The organism is Legionella nagasakiensis (assembly GCF_900639915.1).
Taxonomy (GTDB): domain Bacteria; phylum Pseudomonadota; class Gammaproteobacteria; order Legionellales; family Legionellaceae; genus Legionella_A; species Legionella_A nagasakiensis.
Genome location: NZ_CAAAID010000006.1, coordinates 78740 through 91507, shown reverse-complemented (window position 1 = coordinate 91507; position 12768 = coordinate 78740). Strand labels below are relative to the sequence as shown.

Sequence of the window (12768 nt, the reverse complement as noted above, 5' to 3'; positions counted from 1 at the left end):
CATGCGTTTAAACGATAAAGTCGCCATTGTCACTGGTGCTGCCAGTGGAATTGGTAAAGAAATAGCTTTGGTTTATGCGTCTGCAGGAGCAAAAGTTGCCATTGCCGATCTTAATCTTTCGCAAGCGGATGAAGTCGCCAGCGAAATCAAAAGTAAAGGCGGGCAAGCCATGGCCGTTGAAATGAACGTCGTTGATGAAGCACAAGTGCAAGAAGGCGTAGATGCGGTTGCTGAACGGTTTGGCAGCGTTGATGTTCTGGTCAGCAACGCCGGTATTCAAATCATTCAATCCGTTGATAAATTACCCTATGCAGATTGGAAAAAATTACTGTCCATTCACCTCGACGGCGCTTTTCTCACCACTCGTGCCTGCCTGAAACACATGTATGCATCAGGCCGAGGCGGCAGTATCATCTACATGGGCTCGGTTCATTCCAAGGAAGCTTCTTTGCTGAAAGCCCCTTACGTGACGGCAAAACACGGCTTGCTTGGTCTGTGTAAAGTTGTCGCAAAAGAAGGCGCTGCCCATAATGTCCGGGCCAACGTCATCTGCCCTGGTTTTGTACGCACGCCTTTGGTTGATAAGCAAATTCCAGAACAAGCGAAAGAATTAGGCATCAGTGAAGAAGACGTCATCAAAAAAGTCATGCTGAAAGATACGGTTGATGGTGAGTTCACCACCACAGATGATGTCGCACAAACGGCCTTATTCTTTGCCGCATTCCCAACCAATGCCTTAACAGGCCAATCTCTGGTTGTCAGTCATGGGTGGTTTATGGAGTAAAGCTTGTGCCAGGATCAAAAAACAATAAAGCCAGCGCACCAATGCATGACTACCTCGCCTGCAGTTTTCAAGGCGGCGGTGCCATGGGTGCTTACCAGGTCGGTGTGCTGCAAGCCTTGCAGGAAGCGGGCTATTTTCCTGACTGGTTTGTTGGCACCTCCATTGGTGCCATCAATTCAGCCATTGCCGCCGGGAATGCAAAGAAGGATCGCATTGATAAAATGCGATCCTTCTGGCATGCCATTTCAACCCCTACCTTAATGGATGAATCCTTGCTTCCCGGGGATACCTTCAACCGACGGTTGCAGCATTTTTTATCTGCGCAATCGGCCGTACTGTTTGGGCAGCCTGGCTTTTTTTCCCCATTGTGGGCAACACCATGGTTAAGCTGGACCAAACCCCTGTTAAGCTATTATGATACCTCGCCTCTATACCACACCTTAGAACACTTTGTCGATTTTGACCGACTTAATCATGGGAAAATACGTTTAAGCGTCGGTGCAGTCGAAGTTTCCTCAGGCGCCATACGGTATTTTGATAGCGAAAAGCAACGGATTGGCCCAGAGCACATTATGGCCAGCGGCGCTTTACCGCCAGGGTTTCCACCAGTGGAAGTAGACGGAAAACTCTACTGGGATGGGGGATTATCAAGCAATACGCCTTTAAGCTATGTATTGGCAGATGAACGCCATAAAGCGTTATTGTGTTTTATGGTGCATTTGTTTGATTCCTATGGCCTTGATCCATCCAATCTTGATGATGTTGAGAAACGTAAAAAAGACATTGAATATTCAAGCCGTTTTGAAAAACTGATAGAAATGCATCATGAAATTCATCAGCTCCGCTATCAGATTCATCAATTGGCATCGCGAATTCCTGCAGTTAAACAGCAGAAATTTATCCAACAATGTCTAAATAATGGCTGGGACAAAACCGTCTCTCTGGTGCGGTTTCTTTACGCTGGAGATGCGGATGATTTATCGTCGAAAGATTATGAATTTTCGAGAAAATCAATTGATGAACACATCAATGAAGGGTATCGTGACGGGAAAAAGGCTTTAAAAAAATCACCGTGGCTGCAACCTGTTCCAGAGGATGTTGGTATTACTATACATGATATGTCCAAGAACCTGTTCTAAAAACATAACTTAATCGGAGTATCACTATGAAGGAATCAGAAGTAAAAGAAAAAGCATTTGCGATGCCATTATGGCGCCCAAGTTATCCCCATGGCCCTTATCGTTTTATTAATCGCGAATTTTTAATTATTACCTATGAAACGGATATGGATTTATTACGGGAAGTGGTGCCTGCTCCCCTGGAAGTGGTGGATCCAATCGTAAAATTCGAATTTATTCGCATGCCAGATTCTACCGGTTTTGGCGATTATACCGAATCCGGACAGGTTATTCCGGTGCGCTATAAAGGTCAAACCGGCGGTTATTCGCATGCGATGTATCTTGATGATCATCCCCCCATTGCCGGCGGTCGTGAGATATGGGGATTTCCTAAAAAAATGGCGCAACCAAAACTTCAGGTTGAAAAAGAAACCTTACTTGGAACGCTCGATTATGGTAATTGCCGTGTTGCAACTGGAACCATGGGCTATAAATATCAAACCATCGATACCAAAACAGTCGCTGGATCACTGACTGGTAAAAATTACCTATTAAAAATCATTCCACACGTAGACGGCAGTGTCCGTATTTGTGAGCTGGTTGAATATGAATTGGAAAACGTTACCGTCAAAGGCGCCTGGCAGGGGCCAGCACAATTGGAACTGTTCCACCATGCTTTAGCCCCTGTTGCCGAATTGCCGGTGAAAAAAGTCCTTGGCGCCACACATATTCTTAGTGATTTAACCCTGCCATACGGCCGGGTAGTGCATGATTATTTAAAATAAAGCACTATTTTAATGACCTAGTACCTATCATTTCTCCCCTTTTCTAAAGGGGAGTTAGATGAGATTTTTTGTAACAATGCATTGCATTACCCAAGCTACTCTGGCGCTAAAGGAGTTATTTGATGACCAAGCTCATCATCCGGCTGATTTTTTTCCGTAGATGGCGGTTCTTTCTGCGCAAAGAAAGAAGAAGAGCATGAAGACGATTTGGTTAAACGTTGCAGCTCATGGTTGATCAATTGATTGAGCATGACTTTGGTTGCAGTTCCGCCAAATAACCCGCGAATAATACGGATAATCCATAATTGACTGCGAAGCTGACGAATGTATTGCAACTCAGGCGCAGGCCTCTTATCCGCTGTGCCGTTTAAATCCGTCTTTAAGTCTAACAAATATTTTTTTAATTGTGGATTGTGTTTATGGATATCAATAAACTGGCGTATGCATAAAACCGCTAATTCTTTTTGTGTCTTTAAACTATAGCGATGCTCTTCGCCAATAGCACGCAATAAACACTTTAATCCTGCGGAATCGGTCACGGTTTGCACTTGCGCAAGATATGGGGAACTGGATAAGTAGTCCGTTTGCAGGGAGACCTGCCTCACAGACAACGTCATTGCATTCGTCGTAGCCCCTTCATGCACTAAATGACCAATGGTTGCCGGTAAATTCGTGCGTAAATCATCCGTTGAAACCTCCCTACTTTCAGACAACGCTAATGCCAAATCAAGTGCTGTCTGTCCTTGAGCATTCACTTCAACCGAATAACGTGAAAACGATTGCCAGGTCTCATGATAACGATAATCACCCAGACGAATGGCAGCATGCAACGGTGTATCTCCAGGAACAAAACCTCCTTCCGGCAGGCATAACTCCTGATGCCGCGCGATGACTGTTGCAATTTCTTGCGACCATGGCATCACATCGTCTGCAGCAGCATCACCCACAATACCTTGCACCAAATCGCGAGAAGCTTCTTCATTAAGATTTAAAACATACTGACGGAATTCAGGGATGGTAAATAATACAGCTCGTAATGTTGCTTGTCGCGCAACCACCGATTGGGTAATCAGTGAAAGTTTCGCCCGCTCATCGGCATTCTTCATATCGAAATCATTCGCCAGTTGCTGCCTGATCAACGCGGGAGGGAGCAATATGTGTTTATAAAAAGTCTGCCATTTTTTAGCACAAAATTCCGCTGACTGAGCCAATTGTGCAAACGCTTCGCGCTCAACCTCAGACGTATAGGCATGTTCTGAATTGAAATGAAACCATCGCGATGTGGTTGGCCAATAATAATTTTGTGAATCCGTTAACCTTGGAAAATTTATCAAATCACGCGCCGTTATTTTAAAAGCATCTGAACCAAGAAACCAATTGAGAAAACGAGATTGGCAATGCGACATCACACTATCGGCCAGCATTAGATCATGATCGATCTTAAAAAAAACAACCCTAGGTTTATCATTTTTCTGTACCACATAAAAGCCAAAATTTCCCTTATGCAAATCATCTTCTTCTAAGGTATATGAGGTCGCTAACACACTGGCAAGCGATTCCATATCCAACTCTATTTCTCCCCGCGTATGTGCTTGGTATAACGTATTGAAATACCCCGGAGGAAATTGACTAAAAAAATGAAAGGGAATGGCCTCTGCAAATTCAGGACAGGAAGAAGTCCACGTTAACCTGCCACCTTCTGCGGCAAAGCGATAAAAAGTTTGATTGACATCCTCACGGCGAGCAATATCATAACTAAGATGTTCGCACGCAAGACCTACCACCTCATCAGCCGTATTTTTAACCAATCTGGATTTCGGCGCCAAATCAGAGTCTAAAAATAAACGCGCTAATGTTCCAAAGGCCACTTCAAAGCGGGATAAATCAGGATTATTATGCTTATTTTCCTTATACACAACACGACGGGCCGTTGGATGTGCCCGGGAAACATAGATTGCATCAGGATAAACCATATGACCTAGCCGCAACTCACGCGAACCTAAGACAATCTGTTCATACCGATAGGCTTGCATAGGGCATTATCAAGAAAACAACATGGTTATTATTATAACAAAACGATCATAAAATACAAAAATATGTCTTAAATTTGTTAAAAGATTCGCTAAACATGGAACAATGAACGTTATTGCCCTCAGCGTGGTTTACATAGCGTAAATGAGCTGAGAACGCAGGAAATCAAAAGTTAACAAATTCGCTAGAAATAGAACAATAGCCGTTATTTTCGAGCACCGCAGCGCAGTGTACATAGAAATACATGAGCAGCGGAGCACAGAAAATAACGGTTAGTGTTCATGTTTAGTAGAATTTGGTCTTAGAATTTGTCAATGCCACCTTCTTCAATGGTTAAATCCGTGTCTTTATCAAAATTACCTTCTTCAGACAAACGAATTTTCAAACTGACATTATTTTTAGAGTCAGCGAAACGAATGGCGTTTTCCTGACTAATTTTGCCATTTTTGTATAAATCAAACAAAGCCTGGTCAAACGTCTGCATGCCTTGCTCCGTACTTTTGGCCATCACTTCCTTGATTTCATCAATTTTGCCTTTATCAATCAAATCCGCGATGTATGGGGTATTTAGCAACACTTCCACCGCGGGAACCCGCTTGTCATGCAGCCCTGGAATTAAACGCAGAGAAATGATGGCACGCAAATTCAAGGACAAATCAAGCAATAATTGTTGTTTTGCCTCTTCTGAAAAAAAATTAATAATGCGATCCATAGCCTGGTTGGCATTATTGGCATGCAAGGTTGATAAACATAAATGACCTGTTTCAGCGTATGAGATAGCATGCTTCATGGTGTTGCGGTCACGAATCTCGCCGATCAGAATCACATCCGGCGCTTCACGCATGGCATTCTTCAAGGCATTGTCATAATTGAGGGTATCGATACCGACCTCGCGCTGATCAACGACGGATTTTTTATGCAAATGAATGTATTCAATTGGATCTTCAATGGTCAAAATATGGCCGCAATCATGATTGTTGCGATGATCAATCATGGAAGCCAATGTGGTTGATTTTCCTGCACCGGTTGAACCAACCACTAAAATAAGCCCGCGCTGCTCCATGACGACCGAACTTAAAATGGGAGGTAAATTCAAATCCGCCAGTGAAGGAATGACTCCTTTAATGTAGCGCACCACCATGGCAATTTCACCGCGTTGGCGAAATAAATTAATACGATATCGACCAATGTTATCCACGGAAATGGCCATGTTTAATTCCATGGTGGCATCAAATTCTTTTTGTTGCTGATCATTCAGCATGGATTTTGCGATTTCCGCCATTTGTTGGGATTTAAGGGGCGCTTGTCCAACTGGGGAAGTAATGCCTTCAATTTTAATGTGAGGCGGCGTACCGACGCTGAAAAATAAATCGGATGCACCGCGATCAACCATTAATTTTAAAAAAGGAATAATATCCATAAGCTTATCCATTGTTTTCCTTTATTCGTATCCATTAAGTGTAGATAATTCCACCAAAATAATAAATATGGTCTAAAATTATACATTAATAGACATGCTCGCAAACCATGGAAAGTGCATGTTGCCTCTTGACAATGAAGCACTAGGGAGAGCGCTTGAATGCCACAAGGATGTTTAAAAGTACAAGGGCAATGCACTTTCCATGGTTTGCGAGTCCAAGGGCTGCAGACCATTCGATAAGGATACCGCCATGGATAAACAGGACGAAGCACTGACCCTTTCCAATCCTCGCATGTTATCTGCGATTTATTTTAGCCTATTGGCAATCATTGCCACGATTGTTCTGGATACCATTTTCTATGCCATGGGTGTCGAACAGTTGCTGCCCATTTTCAAAGCCATCATTCTTGCGGTCGTCATCTCGGCTTGTTTTGGGGCTCTATTTGGCGAAAAGATTGTGCATAGCAAAAGACCTTATAAAAAAGCAGCTTTCTGGTGGGCGTTCTCAATGGTGATTGCGGCACTGCCAGTTTATACGCTCGGATTTATTTTTTTTCTTCACCAGCATCACCCCGATTTATTTACGGAAGCCTCTTTTCAAGATATGGCTTATATGTACATTATCGTGCTCTTATACAGCTTTCTATTGGCGGGTTTCTGGCTTGCTCTGATTGCGGGGCTTGCAGCACTCTATCTTCGTGGCTATTTGGTTTATTATTTGTTACAGTCGCTTAATGTTCGCAGAAGATCTCCAAAAGAGAAAATCATCAAAAACAAAACAGCAAAATATGGCGAAGCAACGATCACACCTCCTAAAAACAATCGTCATTAAGCAGTGATATGGCGACAGCTTCTCCTTGTATTTTGGAAAACCAGACCGCATTATTTAGCGAAATGAAAGAAGGGGCGTACGTCATTACGCCGAATAATCGCTTAAGCAAGCAGCTATTGCATGATTTTTTTAAAACCCAGGGAGTCCGGGCCTCTAAAAAACCACGCTGTCTTCCTTATCAAAGCTTTTTACATGATTTATTTAAACAAGTTCGCCATAAAGCCCCCTATGCAGAACATCCCATTGTCCTGACACAACTGCAACAGCATCATTTATGGAAAAAAATTCTTAATGACTCAGCCTATTCATCAGTCACTGAGGGACTTCTCCATCAAATCCAGGAAGCCTGGTCGCATTGTCAACTTTGGCAACTCGATTTCTCGCATCCTTCTTTTGCGCAAATACCGCAAGCCCAACAATTTCAACAGTGGCAGCAACAATTGCAAACGCAACTGACAACGCTTCATGCCATCACTGAAGATCAATTAGCAAATTATTTATTAAGTTATATTAAAGTACTCGATATTCCTGTGGTTATTTGGACCTGTTTTAATGAGTACACACCTCAGCAACGCTCTATTCGGCACGCCTTTAATCAAACCGGCTGCCAGCAATACGATTACGATTTACCAACACAAACCACTGCCATATACCAGTATGCCGCAACCGATCATCAAGATGAGTACTTACAGATGATTGAATGGATTAAGACGCGACTTGCAGCAGGTGATCAACGTATTGGTGTGGTTGTTCCGGATCTAGAAGTCCACTCTCATCGCCTACAACGATTGTTGCAACAACGACTTCCACAACCGTCATTCACCGTTTCACTGGGTGAATCGTTGGCATATTATCCGCTGGTTGCGCACGCACTTAACTGGCTGGAGCTTAATACAGACACCCTAAGCAACGCTCAAGTCCGATTGCTGCTTCATTCTCCTTATCTCAGCGGTGCAAAAACTGAATTTCAGCAACGTGCAGACGCTTTGCAGACCAGTCAATTATTGCAGGAAGCACACATTTCATTTCCTCTTCTCCTGCAAGAATTACAGCGCACAACACCGAAACTCACTAAATTACTAGCCACCCTACAGACTTATCCTGAACAAGCAGCTCCCCATGAATGGATAATGTATTACAAACAGCGCCTGCATGGCATGGGATTTCCCGGAGAATATGCGCTCAACTCTGCAACCTATCAATGCTTACAACGCTTTATTGCTCTATTCGATGAATTCTTGCAACTGTCCATCATTTATCCTGTGATGACTAAAAAGCAAGCATTAAACAGCTTGCGATACATAGCAACATCAACCATCTTTCAAGCACAGAAATCCACAAACCCAATCCAAATACTTGGCCTGCTGGAAGCCTGCGGATGTACATTCGATAGCCTATGGGTCAGCGGCATGACGGATCAATGCCTGCCACAAAAAACCAATTTATCGGCTTTTATTCCCATAGAATTACAAAAGAAACACCAGATGCCGCATGCTCTGCCTGAACAAGAATTAAAATTTGCCCAGCAATTAATAAAACAATTGCAAAACGGCTGTAAGTATAGTGTGTTTAGTTACCCGCAGCTTTCGGGTGATAGTCCAAACATGCCCAGTCCCCTCATCCATGACTATCCTCATCTCACCACAGAGAAACAGCCCACCTCAGCTGCTTCTTTATTACAGATCAGGAAAGAATCCTATCAAATTCCTTTCGCGGATGATGAAGTCATCACTGGCGGCACTGCTTTATTAGCCAATCAAGCAAAATGTCCTTTCCGAGCTTTTGCGACCCATCGTTTGCACGCCAAAAAAGGTCCAGAACTGTCTTCCGGACCTGACGCCAGGGAGCGCGGCCAAGTTCTGCATAAAATCATGGAAAAAATATGGCAAGCCATTGGCAATCAGCAGCAATTGCTCGAAATGACACAGCATGAGCTAGACACTTGCATCATGCAAGCCATTCAAACTACTCTGCCTGCCACAATGGATTATCGTCGGTATTCTTTTCCCCCATTATTGCAAGCCTTAGAACAAGAGCGGCTGAAACAATTAGCCCATGCCTGCCTTGCTTGGGAAAAACAGCGACCGCCCTTTGCAGTTAAAGCCATTGAGCAGACCTTCACCATTCAACTTGCTGGCCTTGAGTTTCGCCTGCGGGTTGATCGACTGGATGAGGTTGGCGATAAAACATGGGTTATCGATTACAAGAGTTCTTTGCCGATTAGCTTGCCCTGGAGAGAAGAACGCCCCCAAGAGCCACAGTTACTGCTGTATGCTTTATTGGATGAACGGATTAATGCCTTATTATTCATTCAATTAAAAGCCGGAAAATTAAGTTGCAGTGGTTTGAGTGAAAAAGCACTTGCCGTGGAGGGCATTCGGGGTTTAAAAAAAGAAGAACAATGGTCGGAATTACAACAGCAATGGCATCAGCAGCTAACCACGCTTGCCAATGAAATTCGTCAGGGACACTGTGTCGTGCAACCGTCTCATGAAAGTCTATGCCAACAATGCAGTTTTCCTGGTTTATGCCGTATTGAGCTATCTTAATCACTTCTATCTTCTTTAAAGGGAGCATTTTTTGATTCATGACAAATTACCATTTACTGCGTATACTTTATTTATTCTGAACAACCATTTACTAGTATGTCGCGAAAACAACGCATTCATGAAGTATTATTAGCGGGGTTATCCCCTGACGTCTTGGCGATCGAAGACGAATCCCGGCGCCATCATGTGCCTGTCGATGGCGAATCTCATTTTAAAATCATTGCCGTTTCTCAACGATTCGCCTCTTTAAAGCGTATTGACCGCCATCGTTTAGTGAATTCTTTGATAACGCAAGAATTTTCAATGGGTCTGCATGCGTTAAGCCTGCATTTATTTACCCCCGAAGAATGGCAAAAAAACGCTAGCGACGTACGCTCATCTCCTGCCTGCCGTGATGGAAAACGTCATGGCTAATGCAACCATTCGCTATTGGCAAAACCAATGTGTGCTGGCGGCAAAACCCCGTGGATTTCATTTAATCACCAACGAAATAACACAAGCAATGTCCGATATGCCATGGTTCAAAATAGGCCTCGTGCATCTATTTCTGCAGCATACCTCTGCGTCATTAACCATCAGTGAAAACACTTGCCATGATGTTCGCCTGGACTTGGAAATGCATTTCAATCAAACCGTGCCAGAAGATAATTCACGCTATCGCCATACGCTGGAAGGAGAAGACGACATGCCTGCCCACATCAAAAACGTCATTCTCGGCTCAGCTCTCACCATTCCATTAAAAGACAATCAATTGTTATTGGGACAATGGCAAGGCATTTATCTTTGCGAGCACCGAAGTCATGCCACCGACCGTAAGATCATCGTAACCGTGCAAGGGACGTCCGCTGCCAGCTCATAATACCTATGCCTCCATAACTTCAGAATTTGCCGCATTGACAGCACTCAGGTATAGCTTTGGTCTATTCTTCAAGCCACTTCAATGTCTCAAAAAGTCTCTCGCAGCTAATGACTAGTTAATCATCATGATGTATAATTAAAAAACACAAGATCAATGAGGTTATTATGTTCAGAACTATTGTGCGCACAGCGCGACGTGCGGCACCCGCTCTAGGTATTGGGATTTCGAATTGGATAAGATCCGGAGAATCATCTACTGAAACCATGCAATTTTCTGATGTTGCAACTGCGCCACTAACAGACGCCAGTCGTCGTTTTCCAGCAGCATTTGTCAGTTTGCCACGCGCCGTCGTTAACGTTCATCCATGGTCTGTCTTGCCCTTTTCTTTTACCCCAGAACAATCAATATCAGCAACACCCTTGCCTGCGGCATCAGAGCAAACGCCTGTAAGTCATCCTCGTGGCATCTCCTTTACTCCAGAAGAAGTCGAAGCAATACGCCGTGATGCACCTCCATTACCGCTTGTACGATTTAATCGCAGGCCGATGATGCCACAAGGCCTTGTCACCCAATTACTTTTTTACCCCTATTTACCGGCAATGACTTACTCGCCTATGGCATGGCTTCTTGCCCAGCAAATCAGGTTTCCAAGTGCACCTGTCACTCGCATGCCTTTATACCGCTCCCTCTTGCCTTCTGCCATGACTCCAGATTCTGATGACCAGTCCCCAGCAGAAAGAACACTTGCAACAAGAGAATCAGAATTAACCGATGCATTAAGTATTGAGGCACAACACCCTGTACAACCACGCACCTTATCCATTACTCAAGAAACCATCGACCGCATGCTGGCCAATCCAGCGCTTTTACAAAGACTCGTTCGTTTAGGTCAATTATCCGTCAGTCCAGTACTTAGTGGGACAAGCGCCCTGGATACTCCTCCTGCATTTAGAATCAAGCTGTTTGGCTACTCAACGATTGGTGAACTGATTGGTACCCCACCCGTTTTACGATTTACAGGTGGCGCTGCCGTTCCTTTACCAACATTGTCTGCTGCATTAACGGGTTTACCTGACGTGCATGCCCCCTCAATGGAGGAATTAACGACCTCCACAGACGACGCCATGACACGAAGTGTTGCTGTTACGCCCGCTGCTTTCTCAAGACAACCACGTGTTTTATCACAAACCTTGTTTGTTGATCCCAGAATCCTGGATGGTATCCTGCAACGCCCAAATGTCTGGCGAGGTTTTTTTAATGCCGGCCAATTATTGATAAGTCCCGTACCCGGAACAACCGTATTGGACACTCCTTCTGCCCTGAGCCTCACCTTGTTTGGCCATCCAACCATGGTCAGAAAAACAGGCTTACCCCTGCAACCTTCAGCGTTGCAATTGACTGGAGGTGCTGTTATTCCTTGGTCTGGGAGAACCTTGGCTCTACCAGGTTTGCCGGATGCATCACCACATCCTTCTGTAAAAGCCTCTCCACATCCATTCGGCACAGTGCTGCAGAAAGCAATCCCTCCAGTAAGTTTGCAACCTGTGATGCCACAACCTACTCCCAAACATACAACTCCTTCTATGAGACGGCCAGTTGCTTCAACAGAGCCACCTTTTACACCACTAAGACCCGTACCAGCAAGGCCATTCACCGCTCCCCAAAAGCGCCAGGTTATCATGCCGGATGAACCAGTTGCACCAATAAGCCATCCATTGCCTGCAGAGGATTTCCCTCGGAACCTTGCTGCTTTGGATAAGACCACGAGACGGGTCCATGATAAGAGGGTCAAGGAAGCCGCTAAGGAGGTTCAACGTACCGTTACTGCTTTGCATAAAGCGGGTGAAGACCCACGGCGATTAGCAGATGAACTGGCAAGAACAGAACAACTACTTACCGCTCCACCAGGAGAAGAACGGGATAAATTGCGTCGTGCCTATGAGCACCATGGTGCTGAATTGCAAAAGCATCCTTCCCGTTTATGGCAAGCATTAGGAGTTGCCATGATGGTTTTAGGAGCAGCCATTGCGGCAGTTGGTGTTCTGGCCATTGTTGGTACGTTGGGTATAGGAACTGCTCCGGGGATCGGTATGGCCGTGGGAGGCGGAGCATTGCTTGCTGCAGGCATTGGATTATTTGCCGCCAATAGCCGTCGTCCATCTGCGCCCAAAGATCCAGAGGAAACCGCTACACCTGATAATACTCCAGGCTAATTCATGACTTGACTATTCTGCCCTTTAAGGGAAAAATCCCTCCCAACCTCCCTTTAAATAAAGGGAGGAATGGTTAAAAGATTCAAAGGGATGAGTTAACATTTTTGACGTAAGGGCCTTCATGGACGACAGCGGAAATGCATTGATTTTCTGTGCTTCGTTACTCATACTGTTCAG

10 protein-coding genes are annotated in these 12768 nt (G+C 44.5%); 8 read left to right on the top strand and 2 right to left on the bottom strand.

Annotation, left to right across the window (positions count from 1 at the left end; genetic code table 11):
- Position 1: 1 nt before the first annotated feature.
- Genes E1O52_RS06905 through E1O52_RS06895 form a run of 3 tightly spaced genes read left to right on the top strand, consistent with a single transcriptional unit; the run spans position 2 to position 2687 of the window.
- Complete coding sequence (locus E1O52_RS06905; protein ID WP_133127977.1) at positions 2-784, top strand: 3-hydroxybutyrate dehydrogenase; 783 nt, start codon at positions 2-4, stop codon at positions 782-784.
- 5 nt (positions 785-789) lie between these two features.
- Entirely contained in the window at positions 790-1923 is a 1134-nt protein-coding gene (locus tag E1O52_RS06900) for a patatin-like phospholipase family protein (RefSeq protein ID WP_242602192.1), read from the top strand.
- 26 nt (positions 1924-1949) lie between these two features.
- Positions 1950-2687 (top strand): acetoacetate decarboxylase, encoded by a 738-nt coding sequence (locus E1O52_RS06895; RefSeq protein ID WP_133127976.1) that lies wholly within the window; start codon positions 1950-1952, stop codon positions 2685-2687.
- 95 nt (positions 2688-2782) lie between these two features.
- Here E1O52_RS06895 and ankK read toward each other — a convergent pair whose 3' ends face one another.
- Positions 2783-4720 carry a Dot/Icm T4SS effector AnkK/LegA5 gene (gene ankK, locus E1O52_RS06890; RefSeq protein WP_133127975.1) on the bottom strand — a complete coding sequence of 646 codons (1938 nt, stop codon included), beginning with the start codon at positions 4718-4720 and terminating at the stop codon, positions 2783-2785.
- Positions 4721-5019: 299 nt separating this feature from the next.
- Positions 5020-6138: a PilT/PilU family type 4a pilus ATPase gene (locus tag E1O52_RS06885; RefSeq protein ID WP_133128025.1), complete on the bottom strand. Its 1119-nt coding sequence runs from the start codon at positions 6136-6138 to the stop codon at positions 5020-5022.
- Between the two features lie 250 nt (positions 6139-6388).
- Here E1O52_RS06885 and E1O52_RS06880 point away from each other — a divergent pair, with 250 nt between their 5' ends.
- From E1O52_RS06880 to E1O52_RS06860, 5 genes are all read left to right on the top strand, one after another.
- The gene (locus tag E1O52_RS06880) at positions 6389-6970 is read left to right on the top strand and encodes a hypothetical protein (protein WP_133127974.1); all 582 of its coding nucleotides are present in this window, start codon (positions 6389-6391) and stop codon (positions 6968-6970) included.
- A gap of 8 nt (positions 6971-6978) precedes the next feature.
- Complete coding sequence (locus E1O52_RS06875; RefSeq protein ID WP_133127973.1) at positions 6979-9519, top strand: PD-(D/E)XK nuclease family protein; 2541 nt, start codon at positions 6979-6981, stop codon at positions 9517-9519.
- 96 nt (positions 9520-9615) lie between these two features.
- Positions 9616-9933, top strand: coding sequence for a BolA family protein (locus E1O52_RS06870; protein ID WP_133127972.1), 318 nt, complete (start codon positions 9616-9618; stop codon positions 9931-9933).
- Entirely contained in the window at positions 9926-10378 is a 453-nt protein-coding gene (locus E1O52_RS06865) for a secondary thiamine-phosphate synthase enzyme YjbQ (RefSeq protein WP_133127971.1), read from the top strand. The genes E1O52_RS06870 and E1O52_RS06865 overlap by 8 nt, the downstream gene beginning before the upstream one ends.
- A 164-nt stretch (positions 10379-10542) precedes the next feature.
- Positions 10543-12591, top strand: a complete 2049-nt coding sequence (locus E1O52_RS06860; protein WP_133127970.1) for a hypothetical protein — start codon at positions 10543-10545, stop codon at positions 12589-12591.
- The last annotated feature ends 177 nt before the right edge of the window (positions 12592-12768 follow it).